Below are 20,895 nucleotides of genomic sequence, written 5' to 3' on the forward strand. Positions count from 1 at the left end.
ATGATGGCCATGCTCCCTGACAGACCAGGCCTTAGCGCACGAGCACAAGCTTACGTGTGTACGCGGCGCCGTTGGTTTGCAACCGCACGAAATAGACCCCACTAGGCAACGCCTGAGCGTCTGCTTCCGGCGCCCACTGCACCTCATGTCGTCCCGCCGCCTGACGCGCGTCGACGAGCGTGGCCACGCGGCGGCCCAGCACATCGTACACCTGCAGTTGCACGCGCTGGGCCGTGGGGAGGGCATACGCGAGGGTCGTGTGCTCGCGCACCGGGTTGGGATACGGCGGACGGAGCGTTGCCGTAGCGGGCGGTGCGGCTGTCGATGTCTGTTTTGCCGCAGGCCCCAAGAGCAACGCGAGCGCGGTGCGCGGCTTTGTCACCGAAATCGCCTGTGGCTTGCTGCCCAGCGCGTAGCGCGCGCCGGTGGCCGGATGGTGCAGCACGGCGGGCGTTGTCGCTTGACGCAACGGACCGCTGAGGGTGAGCTGCACGCGCGTACCGGGGGCCGCGTGCAACGTGAGCGGAATGCGCCCTCCCTCGTCGGGCGTCGGCTGCACCGTTGTGGCCAGGGCCGTAGCCTCCGGATGCGGCGCCTCGGGCATCGGCACGCGCAAGCTGACGGCCTCGAAGCGCGTTGTCGGCGCAAACTGATCGAAGCGGTCGGTGCCTGCGCGGGCGTCGGGGCGGAAGCGTACGCGCACCGTTGAGGCGTGCCCGTCGCCGTCGCGCACGGTCAGCGCCAGCGTAGGAGCTTCGGCATTCGCGATGGGCGGAGTCGGCGCGCCGGGGTAGGGAATGCGCAGCGAATCGCGGCCGGTGGTATTCAAGAAGTAGTAGCCTTCCCCGCCCCGCGCCGACTGAAACAACGATGCTTGCTGAAAGCCCGCGTCGAAGCGCCACAGCGGCTGCAGGGCGCCGCCATTGGCCCGCGCCACATCGGCCCACAGCACATCTTTCTCCAACGGATTTGAAATGATGTTCCACCCGGCGTGCACCGGAATGACGGCCGCCGAATCGCCCCGCAGCGGCACCGTGGGCACCTGCGCCTCCACGCGCCACGGCACGGTTCCAATCAGCCAGAAGCCGCGGCCCGGCGCAAACACAAACCGGTCGGCCGCGCCCTCATCAAACGCAACTAGCGAGTCGCGCTGCGCCCCCGGCTCCCAGTACGCCTGCCAGTCGACGGTGGGCGTGCCCGGCACGGTGGTGCGCAACGGAACGTCGGTGCGGCCCGGCAGCGCCACGAGATGGTAGTCGGTCACTGCGCGCGCCTCGCCAAAGGTGCGCACGGCGTTGATGCTGACGCGCGCCGGGTAGTAGAACGCACGCACAGTGTTTGACAACGGACCTTGCAGTCCGGCGGTGTCGACGGCGGCCGCGCGGTAGTAGAGCGTTCCGCCGGTTTCCAACGACGCATCGGCAAACTGACGCTGCGCAACCGGTGCCTCGGTCACACGAAGCGCCGCAGATGCCGTCTCAAACGGCTGACGGGCGCGGTACACGTGATAGCCCACCACGTCGGGCGCGGTGCTCGCACGCCACCGCGCGGTGGCCGTGGCGTCTGCCACGCGGACGGATGTGAGGGTGGGCGCGCGCGGCGCCACCGGCCGGGGACGGGCCTGGGCGGTGTCGGAGGGCGGCCCGAGGCGTCCCTCGCGATCGATGGCGGCGACGCGGTAGTGATACGTCGTGGAGGCGCTCAGGCCTGTGTCGGTGTACGACGTAGCCGCTGCCGGTGCCGTGCCCACCGGCTCATTGGCTACAGCATCCCCAAAAGGCGTAGCGGAGCGGTAGATCGCATACGCCTGCACGTCAGGCGCGGGCGACGGGGCCCACGCGACCTCCACGGATTGTTCGCGTATCGGCGCCGCCGTAACGTCCCGCGGCGGCCGCGGCACGCCCAACCCCTGGCTGTAATCCACGCGCACGGTACGCGCCCACCACGCCGCCGACACCACGTCGGGGGCCGCATCGGCATTCACCCGTGCGGTTGTTACCGCCACGGCGCCATCGGCAGGGCCTCCCACCGCATCGGGCGCCGCAAAGGTGCCATCCTGGCGCAACCGATTCTCGACCCACCAGATGACATCGCCGGTATTTGCAGCCGCCAGCACCTCCGCATCGCCGTCCGCATCCAAATCCGAAGCCGCCACGGCATATCCGCCCTGAATAGGCATGATGGCCTGCGGAGCCTCAAAGCCCTGGACGGTGTTCCGTAGCCACACGATGGCCGTGTCGTGCGCGACCAGCAGGTCGGTCGTGCCGTCGCCGTCGATATCTGCGGCGTGCACATCGCGCGGCCGCTCGGGGAAGGTCGTCACACGCACCGGCTGAACGCCGCCCGCAGCAGTCGGCTGCAGTGCCACGAGCGTTTGGGCACGCTGCGCCAACACAAAAATCGTCGGACGCGCTGCTTCCGAGTTGTGCAGCGCAAGCACGCGGCGCGCGCCGTCAAGGTCGGTGGCGAGGGTGTCCGGCGCCCCAAACGACCCGTCGGCCTGCTGCGGGTACCACACCACCTGATCGCTCAAAAAGCCTGCGGCCACCATGTCCCGATCGCCGTCGCCGTCCACATCCGCCGCGCGGGCATCGATCGCGCCAAGCAGCCCCGTCCCTACCGGTTGTGCGCCCGTGAAGCGCGGCGTCGCCCCCGCGCCTCGATTCTCAAACCAATAAACCGTTCCGGTATCGTACGCTGTAGCCAGCACGTCGCGGTCGCCGTCGGCGTCAAGGTCGGGCGTCGTCACCGAGGCCGCCCCTTGCATTGCATCGGATAAAACGTGCCGCGTGAAGGTGCTATCGGCCGTGGCTTCGTACCAGGCAACCGTATCGGTGCCTTGCGCCGCGGTGAGGATCTCTGCGCGGCCGTCGCCCGTGAGGTCGGCCGCGGCAAGGGCCCGCGGTTCCTCAATGGAGGACGTGACGGTGCGCGACGCCACCTGCGCACGGCTCGGTAGGCACGCGAGCAACCCGGCGATGGTGAAAAGCAAGATGCGAAGACGCATGAGACGAGGACGTATCGGGACAGAGGACAACGTGGGGGCGCAGCGGCACTACGGACGCACCGGCGCTGGAAAGACGGTGGCGCGCACCTGCGACGACGGGGGACTCTCCTCCCCCGAGGCCCGCACCGCCGTCACGCGGTAATGGTACACCGTACCGGGCGTCGGGCTGCGATCCACAAACGCGAGGGTGTCCGGCGCCAACGAATCGGCGCGAATCCCATCCAGCCGCTGCGCAACCGCCGGTGGCGCGACGATGGCCACGGTATCGCGGTACACGATGTAGCCGTACCGATCGGGGGCCGGGCCGCCGGCGGTCCACCGAAGCACGATGGTGCCGTCGGTGGGCGTGGCCGTAAGTTGTTGGGGGGCGGGCAGCGGCGCGCGCGGCGTCTGGTTATCGCATCCGGCAAGACTACCAACGAGCACGATGCTCAGGATCAGCGATACCTGGCGAGATAGTCGGTACATACGAGGCGTAGGCGGTTGGTTGGAAAGCAGCGGAGCGGCCCGGTTTAGCGCACGATGACCATCTTGTGCGTGCGCACCTCGCCGCCCACGCGCAGGCGGCCAAAGTAGACGCCACTCGCGAGGCGCTGGCGCCCGGCGGTCGCGTTCCAGCGCACGCGGTGCCAGCCCGCCTTCTGCGTGGCATTGACGAGCGTCGCCACGCGCCGTCCAAGCAGATCGTACACATCCAGCCGCACGGGGCCCGCTTTGGGCACGGCGTACTCGATGGTCGTCTGCGTCCGAAACGGATTCGGGTAGTTGGCGCGCAGGCGCACCGTAGGCGGCACAATGGACGACCAGGCCTCTTCCACAAATGCCGTCGTGCCCATCAGCAGCACAAGCGGCGTTTGGGCGTGCTCCACCTGCAGCGTAAAGCTTTGGCGCTGCGTCAGGTCGATCATGCGTCCGGTGGCGCGCTCCACGAGGCGCACGGCGGGTACGTCGAGGGCATTCACCGTGCGGGCGTCGATGCGCACGTGCGATCCGGCCGGGGCGTGAAGCGTGAGGTTTACGCGTTGCCCGTCGGTACCCGCGGGGCGCGCCTCATGAGCCAACCAGCGCTGCCGCGGCGACGGCGGATCGGCCACCGGCAGGCGCAGGCGCGGCCCCTCAAACCGGGCGGGCGGCGCCACCTGATCGAGCGCGTCGCGGCCCACGCGGGCGTCGGGGGCCAGCTGAATGGTGGCCTGCCCCGTGTGCGTGCCGTCGTAAAAGGTGGCCAGGGTCAACGTGCGGGCGGCGCTGGCTTTGGACGTCGATTTTTCGCTGGACGTCTGCTGCACAAAGGGCGCGCCGGGATACGGCACCACCAGCGAATCCAGTCCCCGGTCATTCAGGAAGTAGAACGCCTCGCCGGTGGTTGCCGAGGCAAAGGTTTGCGCTCGTGTGTAGCGCCCCGCGAAGCGCCAGAGCGCCTGCAGGTTGGCAGCGTTGGCCTGTTCCACCGCCGCCCACGCCACGTCTTTGTCCAGCGGGTTGGCGATGATATTCCATCCGTCGTGCACATCAATGACCGCGACGGTATCGCCCCGGAGGTCAACGGTCTGCACCGTTTTGTCGACGGTCCAGGCCTCGCGCTGGCGCAGCCAGTAGCCGCGGCCGGGCGTAAACGCCCGATCGGAGGCAGCGTCAATTTCGACGAACGGATCCTCGGACGTGCCACGGTCGGCGTAGGCCGTCCAGTCGTCGCCGGGCGTTCCGTTAAGGGCTTCGGTGAGGCGCTGTTGTACGGCGCCCGGCAGCGCGACGAGGCGGAAGTCCTGCGGATCGTCGCCGCCCGCAAACGACCGCTGCGTGTGGGCCGCCACGGTGCGCGGGTAGAGGAAGATGGAGGCCGCCTCGGAGGGCGCGCTCATCTCGCCGGTGGCCGCGCGGGCCACGAGGCGGTAGTAATGCGTCGCGCCCACCTGTGCGGTGCTGTCGACGTACTGCGACCGCTGCCCCCGCACCGTCGCCACGCGGGCGCCGGTGGTGTCAAAGCGAGCATTCGAGCCGCGGTACACCTGATACCGCGCCGCGCCTTTGTCCCCTGGCGTCCAGCGCAGATCCACGTGCTGCTGAGGCGTCGATTGCGCCCATACCTGCTGCGGCGTGCGCACGGCGGGCTCGGGCCGTTCAATGATTGTCGTGAGGCGATACAAGGCGGCGCGGGCTCCTACGCCGGTTACGCGCACCGTATCGATGTACGTGCCGGGTCGGCGGTCGGCCGCTACGTTGATGGTAACGGTCCGGGACGCGCCAGGCGCCAGCGGATCGGGGGCTGCGGTCGGCCCTTCGATTGTCAGAGCGTCCCCCGAGGCAGTCAGTCCGTAATCAACCAGCTGGGTGCGGAAGTTGGTGAGGCGCGTGCTTACTTGTCCCGTCGTCCCGCGCACAAGGCGCAGCGTATCGGCCGCGGGCGTCCACGTAAGGCCGCGCTGCTGAACGGTAAACCGCCAATCCACCGACGCCGGCAGGGGGTTGCCCGCCCGATCGGTCAGGCTCAGCGGACCCGCGGAATCGCGCTGCACGCCGCCGTCCTCTGTCAACGCAGCCGTCACCGTCGCAACGAGGCGCTGGTCTTCGGCCTGGGCGAGGGCTTCCGGATCGCGGGGTTGCAGGTAGAGCACGCGGCCGTCGCAGGTGGGCGTGATGGGAATGCGCCCGCCCACCGTCGAATCGGCGTAGGCCAGGGTCACGTTCTCGTTGGCGCGCACCGTAGCGCAGGCCACGGTTTCGTCGAACGTGACGGCTATATCGTCGCCGGCTGTCAGCAGACCATCGGCCGGCTCGGGCGTGCCATGCACCCGCGGGCGCTTCGTGTCCACAATAATCCGTCGCGGCTCGGCCACGTACGCACCGGTCACGGTGCCTTCCGCGTTGGTCGTTTTGGTGTAGGCCGCAATCTCGTACACCCCATCCGGACCGCGGTATTGCGTGCGCTCAAAGTAGGTCGTAATGTCGCTCAGGTCGCACGCTTCGTTGGCGCAGTCGTTGAGCTGCAGAATGTTTTGCCGCGTCGCCACAAGCAGCGTCTGCGACCAATCTTCCAGCGCTTCAACGCCTTGTGTGGCCTTTGCGGCGGCTCCATTCTCGATGCGGCGGAAGAGCGCGCGAGCAGCTTCTCCTTTCAAATAGCGCGGCCCGCGTAGGCTGTCGGCGGCCGAGCTGTCGCCGTTGGCTGTTGTTTGCAGGGGCGGAAACCCGCCGTTCAGGTCGATGGCCGGACGAATGAAGACGCCAACCTCGGAGAGGCGATGGCCGGTGTCGGTGGTGTCAACGGAGAAGCCGGAGAAGCTCACGTCGAAGGGCGCGTCTTTTGTGGCCCGGTTGATGGCAAAGCCCGGCGCGGGGCTCTCCAGCGCAATGGGCGAACTGGGCGGCTGAAAGGTGACGCTGACATAGACGGTGTCGGTGCTGGGCACCTCGCCGCCGGCCGCCAGATCGCACGGCGGATACGCCATTACGGCCAGCGAATCGTAGCGGAAGCCGCGCGCGCCGCGCTCTACGGTCAAGGTGAGGTTGCGCGCCTTCCCGGGGCCCACCTCAAAGGGCAACCCGCTGCCGCCGCTGATGGCCGCGCCGTTGGCCTTCACGATGGCCCCCTTCGGATTCGATTCGTTCAGGAGGCGCACCGCGTAGGAGCGCGTTTCATCGGACGGGCTGTCGTTGACGAGCGTCAGCCCAAACGTGGCCGCCTCGTCTGGCGCCACGCTCACTTGCCGGCTGATGCCGTTGCTTACGTTCAGCTCCACCTTGTCGCGGCGGGTGGTCAGCACGTCGCCCTCAAACGCCGACCATGCGGCCCGATCGGCTGCGAAGGACGAGAACGTATCGAACGGCTCGCGGGCCGGCTCAAACGGACACGAGCTGGTGCCCGAGCGCGTCTGAAAGACGGGCGTTCCGTAGCGCGGGTCTTTCTTGATGTCCACGGTGTACGAATCCCCCGCGTCGTCGTCGCTCAGCACGTAGCCCCACGTGCGCTGTTGCTGGTTGCTCTGCTCGCTGCCGGACGCATCCGACGGCGTAATCACCGTCTCGGTGGCCAAAGTCGCTACAGCTGGTTTCAGCACCCCCACTTCGGCAAAGATGCGCGTAGCCACCGAGGTGAACACCGACGAGTAGGTGGCGCTGCGCTGCGTGCGCGTTTCTTCGTACTGAAAGCTGTTGCCGCTGCTAAAGCTTCTGTTTTCGATAAGCTCGGCCTCGCTGGCCAGCCGATCGCTCTCGTACAGGATATTTTCCCACAGCGCAATCACATCGTCGTAATCGAGGCGACCCTCACGATCGTCGGTCTTCAGGTCTTGCAGCTCGGGGATGAGCGTCTCCTCAATGTGTTGGCGGGTGTAGGCATAGGTCGTTGAAATAGAGTCGGGCTGGAAGGAGACAGTCTGCGACTTTCTGATTTCGCATGCGGCCTTGTCTTCGCCCAGCACCTTGAGCACATCGGAGGTGGCAAATACGAAGTTGATGCCCGCCCCCATGAACACATCGGCCGACCGGCCCGTGGCGCCCGGCGCGGCAGACGTTTGCAGGCGCTCGGTGGTCGTCTGACACACTGAGAAGCGTTCGCCGTTGGTGCTGCTCTGCGACACCGTCACGCCTACACCGCCCACGGCAAGGACCTCGACGTCGGCATAAAAGCCCCACCAGCCCACCTGCACCTCGGTGTTTACGCCCGCCGTTACAGCAGTAGCGTTTGAAAGTGCTAGGCCCGACTCCGTCCAGGTGCTGCTGCATACCTCGGTGCCTTCCGAGAGGTAGCTGTACGACCCATCGCCCGGCGGGTCGCGCAGCACAGCCACCGGCAGCTCTACAGCCCGCGTGATGAACTGCGTGCCTTCGCGCGCCCGCAGGCCCTCCACAATGGCCCACCGGGTGGTGGCATCGCGGCGGGTGGACACTTCAGCGGTTACCGACAGCGACTTCTGGTACGAGCGGTCGATCCCGTTCACCACGCGCCCGGCAATCAGGTTGGGCGAGCGTCCGAAGGTGTGGTACGAAATGGCACCGGTGGAATCGGTGGTGGCCGTGACGGGGTCGTCGCCGCGGTCGGCCAGCTCGTCGTAAACCGTCACCGATGCGTCTTCTACGGGGCACAAGTTGCCGTTGCCGTAGTCTTCGGCCACCTGGATGCGCAGGTTCAGCTCCTGATTGCGCTTCACCACCGGCACGCTCACGTTGCTGCAACTAGCCGCCTCGGGCCACTCCTTAACGGCCACCTGAATGGGCGCCCGGTAGATGAGCTCCACCGTGGTGTCGGCCGGCGCAAGGTCGACGTTGATGGCGCCACGCTGGGCAAAGAACTTCTCGATGGCCACCTTCTGGCTGGGGTCGGGCACGTCGCGCACGCCCGTCACCTGCACCGTGTACTCCTGCGGCGGCAGCTCGGCCGTGAACACGCCTTGCGCATTGGTCTCTACGGTGCGCGTGTAACAGCCGTTGGTGGAGCGAATCTTGAGCTCCGCGATGCCTACCGAAAAACCGCAGCCGCCGTGCACGTCCACCGTCAAGCGGCGGGTGGTGGTGTCTTCAAAGTTGACGTCGGTGCGGGCGCCCGTCACGTCGAGCGTTTGCTGCTCGGGCGTGAAGGTGTGCGTTCCGCTGGCGTTATCATCCAGCACGGGCCGCAGCGTGTGCGTGCCCGGAATGACGCCCACAGTAAATGCGCCCTGCGTGTCGGTGGATGCTTCCTGCTCGCCGTCCACAAGCATGTTCACGCCCGTCGCCGGACACTGCGTACCGGCGTACTGGATGGTGCCTGATACCGGCAGGCTGGTTTGGTCAGTGAAGCGGACCTGGTTTTGGACCGGCGTCTGCGGGCTGAGGGTGACGCTGGTGCGCGTGGGCTGAAAGACGTGCGGGGGTTTCTGCGGAATGACGGCGAACGTGATGCCGTCGCCATACCGCAAGTCGCTGATGCTGTAGGTGCCGTCGGCCCCGGTGCGGACGCACGCGTTGAGCGGCGCGCCCTGCTCGGCTGGTCCGGCGCCGTTTTGGTACACGGCATAGAACGCGCCGTCGTCGCTGGCCACATTGGCCCCGGCCGTACCGCCGCGCTCGTCGAGCGGCCAATACGCCATTAGATCGTCCTCGGTGCCGTCTAGCGGCTCAAACCGGTGGGCCTCTACCTGCGCCGCCGTACGATTTGTATGCCACAGCCGCACGTCGTCAATCTGCCCGGCAAAAAAGTCGCTTGCCTGACGCTCTCCGCCGGCTTCATCGTACTCTTGGCCCAGCGAGAATAGGTCGTTGGCGTCCGGCCGCACTGATGACGAAATCATAAACGATGCCTGCAGGGTGCCATTGACGATCAGCTGTCCGGTGCCGTCGGCCGCAACGGAAAGCGCTACGTGGTGCCAGGCGTTCGGCGCAAACGTGTCAGCGCTGGCCTGCGTTTGATTGTCGGTGTCGTAATGCTCAAAGCGTTGCGTGTCGTGGTTGTACCGGAGGGTGAACTTGTTTCCGCCCTCGTTTGTGTTCAGGCCCCACACCGCATCTTTGGCGGATCCACCCAAAGCAGGCTTCACCCAGGCAGACAGCGTAAAGGCCGGAGGCAGGTTGCCGGCAAGATCCTGGATGGCCACATACCCGCCGGCCCCGTCCAGCACGAGCGCCCCGTTAGGACTGGGCGAGAGGCATATGTTAACGCCGGCAAAGGCGCTGCCGTCTTGTAGTTGGGTACGCCCCGAAATGGCCCCGTCGGGGGCGCGCCAGCCGCGGTTGCAAATGCGATCCGTCTCGAAGCCCACTTCCGTCTCGTAGGCCGTTACGCAGTACGCGTAGGTATTGCCCGGGGCGGCATCGGTATCGCGGTAACTCGTTTCGTTCGGCCCGGTGGTCGCGATGAGCGTGCCGTCGCGGTAGATGCGGTAGCCGTCTTCATCGGCCGAGGCGTCGCTCCACGACAGGCTCACGCGGTTGCGGTAGGCCCCGTCGGAGGCCACCACGCCCTCGGGCGGGGCGGCGAGGCTCGACACGTACACGGCCCCCGTCTCGGAATTGGCATCGGGCGCGCCGATGATCACATCGCCCGCCCCAAAGGTTACCGTCCGCCCAAAGCCGTCGCCTGCGGGGTCGCCCTCGGCCTGAAAGATGATGGACCGCCCGTAGATGCCGCGGGCGTCGAGTTGAAAGAGATGGGCCCGGCCGCCCGCGGCCTGCCCCGGGGCGCCCACAAGCAACAACCCGCTAGGCTCGGCGTGGAGATCCGTGCCAAATTGTGCGTTGTTAGTGCCGTCCCCTGCCGGCTGTAGCGTCTGCACGAGTTCACTTTGGCGGTTAAAGATGTACACCCGCCCGTCGCCGCCGCTCGCGTTGGGCGCACCGACAATGACGTGACGTTCCGTGAGGGCTACGCTGCCCCCAAACGATTCATCGAAGCCCTGTGCATTACCAGAGACCGAAAACTGTTGAGGCCACGTTCCATCCGGCGCGCGCTCGTGATAATATACAAAATTGCGGTCGGTGTCGCCAATCAGCACGCGGGTCCCCAGAATGGCAACGGCCGTTTCCTCCCATGGGGTACCGGTGTCTTCGGTCTGAAAAAGCGTCCCATTAAATAGGTCTACAGTGTCTCCACTTTTCAAATTACGAATCACAATCGTTCCGTTGAAGCCGCCATACGCCAGAATGGCCAAGCTATCGTCAACGGCTATATCCATCTCGTCTCCAACGCCGTTGTCGTAATCGTCGTCTACGATGAGGTCGGGGTTGCCCCACCCATCGTCGGTCGGCGTGAACTGCACGATCTCGTTCACTTTTGATTCGCCCACGACGATCGCACCATTACCAATGCCAAGATCCAGGCCAAAGCGTCCGTACGAATTGGGACTCACGGCGCCTAGCTCGCCCATCTCTTCCCAGGTGCCGCCCGTACGTTTGTAGATGTGCGCGGTGCCGGTCAAGTCTTCACGCTGCCCCCGATGGCCAATGCCCAGATACTCATCGGTGGCATCCAAGTCGTTGCCAAAATACTCGTTGAAGTCGGTGTCGCCGCCTTGAATTTGATTGGCGAGCGCAACGGTTTGGGCTTGCGTAATGCCGCTGCCACTTCCTAGGCGTTCCCCTTCATCACACATGCGCTCGGAGGCCTCGCCGCTGGCGCTCAGCGTCTCAACACAATAGGATGCTACGGCGCCCGCTGCAAGACTGGCATCGGTGTACGTGGTTTGGTTGGCGGCCAGGGTGGTAAGCGCCTCGCCATCGCGCAGCACGCGGTATGCATCCTCCCGGGTGGATTGGTCGACCCAGGTGATGGTCACCCGATCGGTGTAGCTCGTGGAGGCCGTGACCGAGCCCGGCGGCAGAATCATGGTGGCGCCTTCGTCGCTATCCGCGGTGGAGGTGCCGTCGTCATCGAAGGCAACCACCTGATACGTGTACGTAACGCCCAGCAGGCCGGTGGTGTCGGAAAAGGCCGTGACGTTGTCGGGCACCTGGCCCGCGACGGCCTCCGTCCCGTCGGCCGCGATGCGCGTGATGCGATAGCCGTCCTCCGCCGCCGACTGATCTGTCCACGTAACCACCACCTCGGTCTCGGAGGTGCCGTCGCTGGCCTCGACGGCCGTGGGCGGCTGCAGCGTCCGCATCCCGGCATCGGCGCCCGCGCTGGTTGCGAGCGTGTCGCCGGCAAAGGCGATGGCCGTCACGACGCTGTAGCGGTACCGCTGGCCGGGCACGCCGGTGGTGTCGATGAGCACCTGCTCGTTGCGCAGCGTGGTATGCACGAGCGTCGAGTCGGGCGTTGTGGGCTGCCCCTCGGCCGTGATGGGCCGCCGGTAGATGCCGTAGCCCGCCTCCACGCGCGAGTTGTCGGCCCACTCCACCCGCACGCGGTCTTCGCGCTCGTTGTCGGTGGCCGTTACGCCGGTGGGCTTGTTCACCTCGCGGCTGCCAAACGTACACGTCCGCGCCGATTCGTTGCCCTGTTCGGTAAAGGCCGACACGCAATATTCGTGGCGCGCGTTGGGCGGAGCGTTCTCATCGACGTACGTGCGGGTTTGCTTCGAGGGCGTCGCAATGGCCTGAAGGGTCGACGCCCCGGCGTTGCGGCGATAAATGCGATAGAAGGAGGAGCGCGTGGCAGGATCGTTCCACGTGATGCGGACCCGGTCTTCGGCCACGGAGTCGGTGGCTGCCACGTTGGTGGGTGCCAGCACCACGCTCCGGCGGCCGGTGTCGCAGGCGTCTACGGTGCGGCCGACCGGATCGGTGCCCGTCAGCTGGGTGCGAGCATTGCCGTTGGTGGCCGCTACGGCACAGTACGTGTACACCTGTCCGGGTACGGCGGCGCGGTCGGTGTAGGCAGCGGCGTCGGAGGCAAGGGTAGCGACGCGCGTCATGGCGGCGGTGTCGGGCGTGGCGGTGGGGAGGCCCGGTTGCCGGTAGATCAGATAGCGGGCCTCGGCGGTGGCGGCGTCGGTCCACTGCAGGGCCACCCGGTCGTCGTAGGTCGCGTCGGTGGCCTGCACCGCGGTGGGCGCTGCCAGGGTGCCGGCGCTGCCCGAAGCACAGAGGGGCCGCGAGGTGATCGTCCCCTCCACGCGCTGCACGCAGTAGGTAGCCGTTGCGCCGGGCACGCTCGCTCGGTCTACAAATTGCTGCTGGGACGGATCGTTGAGCGTGGCTATGGACGTGTCGTTGCGCGTAATCACGTAGCCCGACGTGCCCGGCCCCGGATCCTGCCACGTCACCACGACGCGGTCGCTGTACGTGCCCGTAGTGGCTTCCACCGAAGCGACCGGCACCACCTCGGCCAGCCGACCGGCATCGCAGACGCGCTGTCCTTCGCCATCGTCATCGTACGGTGCCACGCAGTAGCGATGGTCGCGCAGGGGCGCCAACGCGCTGCTTGTATCGGCGTACTGCTGCACGTTGGCCTCGAGCACGGCCACCTGCTGCCCGTCGCGGTACACCCGGTAGCCCGCTTCCACTTGCGACGCATCGCGCCACGTCAGCGCAATCTGATCGGTGAACATCTCGTCGGAGGCGCGCACGTTTGCTGCCGGTCGAAACGAGCGTGTGCCGTCGTCGCAAGCGTAGGTATAGGTTTGGCCGTCAATGGTGACGTCCAGGCAATACGCGTAGGCTACGTCCGAGGCGCCCGTGTCGTCGACGTACGTGCTATCGCCGGTGGAGCGGTACGCCAATACGGTGCCGTTTCGGGTAACACGCAACAGCGCGGCTGCAGGGACAATCGTTGCCGGATCGGGCCACCGCAGCTCCACCCGGTCTTCGTACAGCGCGTCGCTGGCCACCACGGGCTGAAGGGCCTGCGGCGTTGGCGCGGGCTGCACGCGGGCGTCGCCCTGCACGGTGCCGTCCAGTCCGCTGGGGCCTCGGTCGGCCAGCACGGTCGCTCCACTGGCGGTGGGCAGCGTGTTGGCCGGATAGTAAGCAAGCAGGTTTGCTTCGTCACCCTCCAGCGGGTGCCACAGGCTGTGCCGGATGCGATCGCGCGAGCGGGCGGCCGACCAAAAGCGGATGTCGTCAAGCTGGGCGGCGAGCGTAGCGGTGGGCGGTGCTGCCGCGGCGCCAAGGCGCACCGGGGCCGTGTTTTGCGCCAGCGGCCCCATAGCTGTGGCCGTGCCATCACGCCTGCCATCCACATACAACGTCTTGTCGCCCGTCGCGGCGTTGTACACCACGGCGATGTGATGCCACTGCCCGTCGTCTACCGGCGTGCGGCCTTCTAAGCGCGACGTTGAGCCGCCGTGCGTGCTCACAAATACGAGCGTGCCTTCGGCTCCGGACTGCCGGATCGCCCAACTTCCACTTCCTTTGGCCACAATGGGCACGTTGGGCGTGGCAAAACCGTCGGCTTTCAGCCAAAACGCAACGGTAAAGCTACCCGTGAAGTCAAACGCAGCAGACTGAGACAGCACGACCTGATCGTCGGTGCCGTCCAGTACAAGCGCCTGCGCTCCCGACTGTGCGGCCGCCGAAAGCGCGGTACCGCCCCACACGGCAAGCGCCACCAAAAAACCTGCAACAAAACGACGAAATAGCATGCGACTCGTAGATGCAATCATGATTACGTCTTTTGTCTTCAAGATTGGCGGATCGGCCGATCCGCCAGCTCGTGTAGCATAACCACCACGAAGCGGTGGTACTTCAAGTGATGTGTCAACTTTTTTAAGCTACCAGCACCCGTTCGGAAGAGCACGCGGCGGCATGCTCGGTGGGCGCGCGGTCGTGGTAGTCGCGAAATTGCGTGCTGAAGCTTTGCACGCTGCTGTATCCGACGGCAAAGGCGATTTGCGTAACCGACTGCTCGGTGCGCAACAACGCCCGTGCGGCCTGCATGCGGCGGGCGCGGATGAGCGCACAGGGCGACACGTCGTAGTAGGCCTGCACGCGACGATACAGTGTGCTCCGACTCATGGCGAGATGATGCGCAAGCTCTTGCACGCCAAAGGTGGGCACATCGAGGTGATGCTGAATGGCGTGTTCAAGGCGCTGGCGAAAAAGGGAGGGATGCTGACGGGCGGGACGCGACGTCGTCATGACGAAGGGTGTGGGAAACGTGAGCAAGCAAACGATCCATGACGCCATTGGATGACGTCGCTGTAAGGATAGCGTGCGCTCGTTTGTCTTGCGTTGCGTGAGCGTCCCAATCTTTTGCGTGAGCGTGTCACGGCACGTTTCAACCGCCCGCAGGGCGCCTGTGGGCCGATTAGGTTTATGCGTCTACAGGCGAGGTGCGACGCGTGCAGGTCCGCAGCCGCTGCGCCCACGGATGCGCAGGCGGCTCGGCAGAAGGCGGCTGCAGCTCATCTACCCAGTGCGCCAGCTGCCGCGCGCAGCTCCACGATAGCGTGACGCCTGCCCCGCCGTGGCCGTAGTTGTGAAGCACGGGACGCCCATCGGTCCACGTGTCGCGCGCCAGGCGCAGCGGCGTCCGATGGAACCGATAGCCGACGGTTGTGCGGGCGTCGTGGAGCGCCACCCGGTGGCCGGTGAGCTGCTCCACCAGGGTTGCGTTGAGGTCGAGCACCGCCGCGGGCACCTCCAGGCCATCAACGATGCGCGTGGGTGGGGGCAACGACGGCCCGCTCCACCCCGAGGGCGTCCACGGAGCAGCGGTCTTGGTGCCGCCCAGCAGCCAGGCATCGCCGCGCGGGTAGAAGTACAGCCCGCCGGCGGCCCCATCGGCCCCGCGGTACTGCGCGGGCGACGGAGTGTAGTTGTACGAGCAGCGCCGCCCGGTGCCCGGAGGCACGCGTACCAGCACGCCCCGGATGAGCTGCAGCGGAGCGGGATCGTCAAAGAGTTGCGGCGCCCCGGCGCCCAGCGTGTTCACCATGATATCAGCCGGCAGGGCATCGAGGGAGGCGCGCGTCAGGTCTTGCGGGACGACGCGACCGCCGAGTGTTTGGTAGAGCCGTCCAAGACGTGCGACGTACACCGGTGCCTCCGCAAAGAACACCCGGAAGGCCCACCCAAAGATGTGCGCCGCTCCGGGACGGCGCGGCGCTTCCGGGAGGCCGCGGCCGTCGCGGGGAAACGCCCGGAGGTGCCGAAGCGCCTCAGCGTACGCGGGCAACGCCACCGGCGCCTCGTACACCTCGTAGTGATCCTGCACGCGCACGCCAAACGACGGATCGGTGCACAACGCTGCAAAAAACTTCTGTGCAACGCGTAGATGCGCCGCAACGTGGTCGATGGCAACGGTATGCGGAATCACGGAGGCCGCCGGGTACAGACTAGCCACCCGCGGCGGCCGCGCATCCCCCGGCCGGTCAGCGCGGGTACGGGCGTATATCGTGGTCGCGTAGCCCATTGCTTGCAGCAACACACCGGTCGTAAGGCCACTGACGCCTCCTCCTAAAATTGCAACAGATCTCATGCGCCGCGTGCTGTCCTGTTTATACGCCTGTTTACTTTCTAACGTGCGCCAACAATGCTACGATTTTATGGATGCAAAGATACAGTGCACCTGCACAGGCATTCCGAATTGACTCAATTCAATCTTCATTTTATCAGCATCCATGACGATGTTGGTGCAAAGAGCCGTGATGCTGCGTGCGCGCCTACACGAATTTTTAAGCGGATAGCTTCGATGTTGTATCGCGAAAGCGCTTCGACCAATCATGACAGCCTTTCTGTTGCAGATGTTATGCACGCGCTACACGGCTTCATGTAGTCACTCGTTCTTTGTCATACGCCGTTTATACTTTTACAGAAAGCGGAGGAACACCCATCCAGCCCAACAATTCCATGGGCTGTATATTTTCCCACTGATAAATAACTACTTGTAATGAAAGTTGTATCCAAAAGCGAGGCTTTGCGTACCATCAACCGACACAGCCGACGTAGAAGCAAGTATTCGCCCATCCTCGATTTAGCCGAGGAAAACATTGATGGCGACAGCGATGCCGTTCTTGTAGAGGAGATTGAAGGCGAGCCGCTCACCTCCACTGAGGTGCAAGGCATTCGCGCCTACATGAACCGCCACATGGAAGGACGTTACATCGTCCGGTCGCGGTCGTACGACACCAACGAGGCCGGTGAGCGCCTGTACAAGGTGGCGATCTTCCTCGACCCGGAGCGCGACAGCTAAACGCGGCGCTGTCATTTAGACTCTGTCTACCGCGAAGCCGCTGGTGTTGCCAGGGGCTTCGTGTGTTCTACCTCCTTCCTCCTACCAAGCAACCTCGCACGTGCGTACTCCGCCGCCCCTTCGTCCGGGCGACCCGGTGGCTGTGGTGGCCCCGGCGAGCCCGCCCCGCAACGTCGACCGCTACCGCACCGGCCTGCGGGCCCTTCGCGCGCGCTACGACGTGCGCACCGCCTACGGGCCCAACGCTGCCCCGGCCCCGCTCGATTTTCTCGCGGCCGCCGATGTGGAACGCACGGAGGCCGTAAATGCGGCGCTGTGCGACCCGTCGATTCGCGCCATCTTTTGCGTCCGGGGCGGCTACGGTGCCATGCGCTTGCTTCCGCACCTGGCGTACGACGCGGCCACGCCCACGTGGGTGATTGGCTACAGCGACATCACGGCGCTGCACCTGGCGCTCTATCAGCGATTGGGGTGGGTGGGCCTCTCGGGCCCCGTGGTTACCGAGTGGCCGCTGGTGGATGCCCCCATGCAGGCCGCGCTCGACGCTACGCTGAATGATCCACATGACTGGACCGCCGCAACGAGCGACGATGGCCCGGTGCCCCTGCGCACCGGCGCGGCGACCGGTCCGCTACTGGGCGGCAACCTCTCGGTGCTCTCGCGCCTCATCGGCACGCCCTACTTGCCCTCGCTCGATGGTGCGATCCTCGTCCTTGAAGACGTGGCCGAGGCGCCCTATCGGGTCGATCGTATGCTTGCGCATTGTGCCCTGGCCGGGCTCCTCGATGGACTGGCGGGCGTCGTGCTGGGGCGCTTCCGGCTGCCGGAGCATGCAGACACGGAGGCCGCGCGGGCAACCCTCACCGCTATCTTTCGCGACTACTTCGCGGCCCGTCCGTACCCGGTGGCCACGCACCTTCGCTACGGCCACCTGATGCCCCGCACCGTCCTGCCCATCGGCCTGCCGGTGGCGCTTCGCGTGACCGACCGCGCGGTGACGCTCCGGGCGGCCTGAACCGAACGCCCAGCCGCTTCGTTGGCGCTTCTGTTCGCTTTCCCCATTCGTTGGTTTGGCTGCATGGCACGCTTTGAGCGATTTGTTGCGCTTCGGTACCTGTGGGGCGCGGAGGGCCGGTCGGAAGGACGCAGCTTCTTGCGCTTCATCACCTACGTGGCCGTTGGCGGCATCGCCGTCGGCGTCGCGGCGCTGCTACTGGCCCTCTCGGTGGTGCGCGGCTTCAGCCAGGAGATTCGATCCAAGATTATGGGCATCGGGGCCGACGTCGAGGTGGCGCACTACATCCAAAACGAACCCCTGACCCGTGCGCCCGAGCGCGAATCGCAGCTGAAGGCGCTCCCGGCTGTTGCGCGCGTGCGCCCCGTGGTAGAGACGTTCGTGCTGCTCCGCAAATCGTCAACCGCCGTTGACGGCGTGATTGTGCTGGGCGTGGAGGCACCGCCGCCGTATCTCACCCAACGCATCGTGCGAGGGCGCTTTGCTACCGATACCGCAACGGGCGCGCCGGGGCTTGTGGTGGGGGCTTCGCTCGCCGAGCGCCTGGGGCTTCGGGTGGGGAGGTCCGTGACGGCGTTTGCCCTGCCGCGCAACGTCGCGGCGGGCACCATGGGACGGCCCCGCGTGAAGCAATTTCAGGTAACTGGCATCTACGAGACGTCGCTCACTACCATCGACGACACGTACACCTTTACGTCGCTACCGGCCGCCCGCGACCTGGCGCGGCTGCCCGCCACGGCCGTCTCGCGGTTCGACCTGGAGCTGACCGATCCTATGCAGGCCGACTCGGTGGCCGCGCGCATCGAACGCGACCTCGGCTTTCCCATCGCGGCGCGCACCGTGTTCGAGCGCTTCTCTGGACTCTTCGCGTGGGTGAACCTCCAAGAGGGCATCATCCCGCTGGTGATTGGCGTCATCGTCATCGTGGCGGCGTTCAACATCGTGGGTACGCTCTTGATGATGATGCTGGAGAAAACCCGCGAGATTGGCGTCTTGCAAAGCCTGGGCGCCTCGGCGCGCATGGTGCGGCGGCTCTTTCTGTCGTTGGGCTTGCTGATGGGTGGCGTGGGCACCGCGCTGGGGGCGCTCATCGCGCTGGGGCTGGGCCTCGCGCAAAAGCACTTTCAGCTCATTCCCCTCCCGGCCGAGGCCTACTACATGACCACCGCGCCCATCGAACTCAACCCGTGGGACTTTGTTATCGTTGCGGTTGTGGCGTGCACGCTGTGTGCGCTCGCGGCCTACGTACCGGCGCGCGTGGCCTCACGCATCGAGCCGGTACGCGCCATCCGATTCCGTTAATGCCTCTTCATGCGTCCTTATGGCCCTTTCCACTGGCACCCCCGCCCCCACCTTCACCCTGTACTCCACCGAGATGGAGCCGGTGCAGCTCTCAGATTTTGAGGGACAGCCCGTCGTGCTCCTGTTCTTTCCCGGCGCGTTTACCAGCGTCTGCACCACGGAACTGAACACCGTGAACAACGACCTCGATGCCTTCGGTGACGCGCAGGTGCTGGGCATCTCGACCGACTCGCCGTTCGTTTTGGATGAGTTTCGGCGCGTCAACGACCTCTCGTATCCGCTGCTCAGCGACCATGACGGAAGCGTGAGCGCGTCGTACGATGCGAAGTACGACAACGACTTCACGCCCATGCAGCTCGACCGCATCAGCAAGCGGGCGGCGTACGTGATTGATGGCGATGGCGTCATTCGCTACGCCGAGGTGCTCGATAATGCCGGCAACCAGCCCGACTTCGATGCGATTAAAGACGCCCTGCGCGACCTGTAGCGCACGGTCCATCCCGTAAAACGGGCGCCTTCGCTCCGGTTATGCGGAGCGGAGGCGTTCGTACGTTTGCTCCAGGTCGACCATCGGGTTCGGGTAGTCGGTGCCGATGATGCACCCGGCGGCTTTTTGCTCGTCGGTGTTCATAGTTTGCGGCTCATGGATCTTCTCGTCGGGCACGTCGGCCAGCTCCGGTAGCCAGTGGCGCACGTACGCGCCGTCGCCGTCATAGCGATGCGCCTGCTTCACGATGTTGAAGTACCGGTCGCGCGGGTCGTGTCCCACCCCGGCGTTGTAGGCCCAGTTGCCCCAGTTGCTGGTCACGTCATAATCCACCAGCTTCGACTCGAAGTACGCTGCGCCCATCCGCCAATCCAGCCGCAGGCTTTTGGCAAGCATGCTGGCCACGTTTTGGCGCCCGCGGTTCGACATGAATCCCGTGGTGTTGAGCTCGCGCATGTTGGCATCGATGAACGGAATGCCCGTGGTGCCGGTGGCCCAGCGCTCAAACGACGGCTCGTGGGTCGTCCAGTCGATTGCACGATCCATGGGGCCGGAGCGGTAAAACAGCCGTTCGCCATATTTCCACCCCACAAACGTGAAGAAGTCGCGCCAGATGAGCTCGAAGATCATCCAGTAGGTCGACTTGTTGGATGTACGCTCGTCCTCGTACCGCTTGACTTCCTCGTAGATCGTGCGCGGCGAGAGGCAGCCGTGGGCCAGCCAGGCCGAAAACTTGGACGAGTAGTTGGCGCCCAGCAGACCGTTTCGCGTCTTTTTGTACGAGCGCAAGCAATCCTTGGCCCACAAGTACGTGCGCAGGCGCTCAAGTCCGGCCGTTTCGCCGCCTTTGAAGGGGAGCACGCCGCGCGGATCGGGCGTTGCCGCGTCGGGCGAGACGCCCAGGTCGGGCAGCGTGGGCAGTGGCCCGGCTTGTGCCGCATCGGGCAGGGGCGGAAGCGCATCGGGGGCCGCGAAGGTTGCCCGCACGCTGCTCTGCTTTTCGAGGCGCTTGCGGAAGGGCGTAAACACGTCGTCGACATCTGCCGGGCCGTCGATGGGCAGATCGTCGAGGTGGTAGAGCGTTTTGCCCCAGAAGAACGCGGGCGACGCGTCGGTATCCTTCAGGGCGTCTTCAACGGCCTGTTCGGCGGCGGACTCTTCGGTGCCCACTTCTTCAATGAAGCACACTTCGTCCACGGCGTGCGTCGTAACCAAGTCCTTGATGACGGTTGCCGGCGCGCCCTGACGCACGAGGAGGTCGCTACCGCGCCCGCGCAGCGAGGCGCGCAAGTCGGCGAGGCTTTCCAGCAAAAAGCGAAGGCGGAAGGCACCGGTTTTGGCAACGCCCCACCGCGTGGTTTCCAAGAGACGGGGGGCCAGGCAGTAGACGGGCAGCAGGCGGTCGTGGCGCCGGGCCGCATACGCAAGCGCCTCGTGGTCGCGAAGGCGAAGGTCGTTGCGAAACCAGACGAGGGCAGTGGTGGGCATGACGAGGCGAGCGCGTGGACAGGAGCAGTGTACAGTTCCGACGCGAG

At 65.8% G+C, this 20,895-nt stretch carries 10 protein-coding genes; 4 read left to right on the forward strand and 6 right to left on the reverse strand.

The window, feature by feature from the left end; all coding sequences use genetic code 11:
* Positions 1 to 31: 31 nt before the first annotated feature.
* The 5 genes from SALLO_RS0105060 to SALLO_RS0105080 form a co-directional block, all read right to left on the reverse strand.
* Positions 32 to 3,007 (reverse strand): FG-GAP-like repeat-containing protein, encoded by a 2,976-nt coding sequence (locus tag SALLO_RS0105060; protein ID WP_022835235.1) that lies wholly within the window; start codon positions 3,005 to 3,007, stop codon positions 32 to 34.
* Between the two features lie 48 nt (positions 3,008 to 3,055).
* Positions 3,056 to 3,475, reverse strand: a complete 420-nt coding sequence (locus tag SALLO_RS0105065; RefSeq protein ID WP_022835236.1) for a fibronectin type III domain-containing protein — start codon at positions 3,473 to 3,475, stop codon at positions 3,056 to 3,058.
* 44 nt (positions 3,476 to 3,519) lie between these two features.
* Positions 3,520 to 14,004 carry a LamG-like jellyroll fold domain-containing protein gene (locus tag SALLO_RS0105070; RefSeq protein ID WP_169577887.1) on the reverse strand — a complete coding sequence of 3,495 codons (10,485 nt, stop codon included), beginning with the start codon at positions 14,002 to 14,004 and terminating at the stop codon, positions 3,520 to 3,522.
* A 124-nt stretch (positions 14,005 to 14,128) separates the two neighbouring features.
* The gene (locus SALLO_RS0105075; RefSeq protein WP_028566925.1) at positions 14,129 to 14,500 is read right to left on the reverse strand and encodes a helix-turn-helix domain-containing protein; all 372 of its coding nucleotides are present in this window, start codon (positions 14,498 to 14,500) and stop codon (positions 14,129 to 14,131) included.
* Positions 14,501 to 14,675: 175 nt separating this feature from the next.
* Positions 14,676 to 15,842, reverse strand: coding sequence for an FAD-dependent oxidoreductase (locus SALLO_RS0105080; protein ID WP_084696169.1), 1,167 nt, complete (start codon positions 15,840 to 15,842; stop codon positions 14,676 to 14,678).
* Positions 15,843 to 16,253: 411 nt separating this feature from the next.
* Here SALLO_RS0105080 and SALLO_RS0105085 point away from each other — a divergent pair, with 411 nt between their 5' ends.
* From SALLO_RS0105085 to SALLO_RS0105100, 4 genes are all read left to right on the forward strand, one after another.
* Positions 16,254 to 16,556 (forward strand): hypothetical protein, encoded by a 303-nt coding sequence (locus SALLO_RS0105085; protein ID WP_028566926.1) that lies wholly within the window; start codon positions 16,254 to 16,256, stop codon positions 16,554 to 16,556.
* A gap of 100 nt (positions 16,557 to 16,656) precedes the next feature.
* Entirely contained in the window at positions 16,657 to 17,571 is a 915-nt protein-coding gene (locus SALLO_RS0105090; protein WP_022835241.1) for a S66 peptidase family protein, read from the forward strand.
* Between the two features lie 63 nt (positions 17,572 to 17,634).
* Positions 17,635 to 18,873, forward strand: coding sequence for an ABC transporter permease (locus tag SALLO_RS0105095; protein WP_022835242.1), 1,239 nt, complete (start codon positions 17,635 to 17,637; stop codon positions 18,871 to 18,873).
* 19 nt (positions 18,874 to 18,892) lie between these two features.
* Entirely contained in the window at positions 18,893 to 19,360 is a 468-nt protein-coding gene (locus SALLO_RS0105100; protein ID WP_022835243.1) for a redoxin domain-containing protein, read from the forward strand.
* A 39-nt stretch (positions 19,361 to 19,399) separates the two neighbouring features.
* Here SALLO_RS0105100 and SALLO_RS0105105 read toward each other — a convergent pair whose 3' ends face one another.
* Positions 19,400 to 20,848, reverse strand: coding sequence for a DASH family cryptochrome (locus SALLO_RS0105105; protein ID WP_022835244.1), 1,449 nt, complete (start codon positions 20,846 to 20,848; stop codon positions 19,400 to 19,402).
* Between the last annotated feature and the right edge of the window lie 47 nt (positions 20,849 to 20,895).

Source organism: Salisaeta longa DSM 21114 (assembly GCF_000419585.1).
Lineage (GTDB): Bacteria > Bacteroidota > Rhodothermia > Rhodothermales > Salinibacteraceae > Salisaeta > Salisaeta longa.

Excerpts from the sequence above, each read along its gene's own strand:
- SALLO_RS0105100 (WP_022835243.1), top strand. The coding sequence starts at position 18,893 with ATGGCCCTTTCCACTGGCACCCCCGCCCCCACCTTCACCCTGTACTCC.
- SALLO_RS0105105 (WP_022835244.1), bottom strand. The coding sequence starts at position 20,848 with ATGCCCACCACTGCCCTCGTCTGGTTTCGCAACGACCTTCGCCTTCGC.
- SALLO_RS0105095 (WP_022835242.1), top strand. The coding sequence starts at position 17,635 with ATGGCACGCTTTGAGCGATTTGTTGCGCTTCGGTACCTGTGGGGCGCG.
- SALLO_RS0105075 (WP_028566925.1), bottom strand. The coding sequence starts at position 14,500 with ATGACGACGTCGCGTCCCGCCCGTCAGCATCCCTCCCTTTTTCGCCAG.
- SALLO_RS0105065 (WP_022835236.1), bottom strand. The coding sequence starts at position 3,475 with ATGTACCGACTATCTCGCCAGGTATCGCTGATCCTGAGCATCGTGCTC.
- SALLO_RS0105085 (WP_028566926.1), top strand. The coding sequence starts at position 16,254 with ATGAAAGTTGTATCCAAAAGCGAGGCTTTGCGTACCATCAACCGACAC.
- SALLO_RS0105060 (WP_022835235.1), bottom strand. The coding sequence starts at position 3,007 with ATGCGTCTTCGCATCTTGCTTTTCACCATCGCCGGGTTGCTCGCGTGC.
- SALLO_RS0105080 (WP_084696169.1), bottom strand. The coding sequence starts at position 15,842 with ATGAGATCTGTTGCAATTTTAGGAGGAGGCGTCAGTGGCCTTACGACC.
- SALLO_RS0105070 (WP_169577887.1), bottom strand. The coding sequence starts at position 14,004 with ATGCTATTTCGTCGTTTTGTTGCAGGTTTTTTGGTGGCGCTTGCCGTG.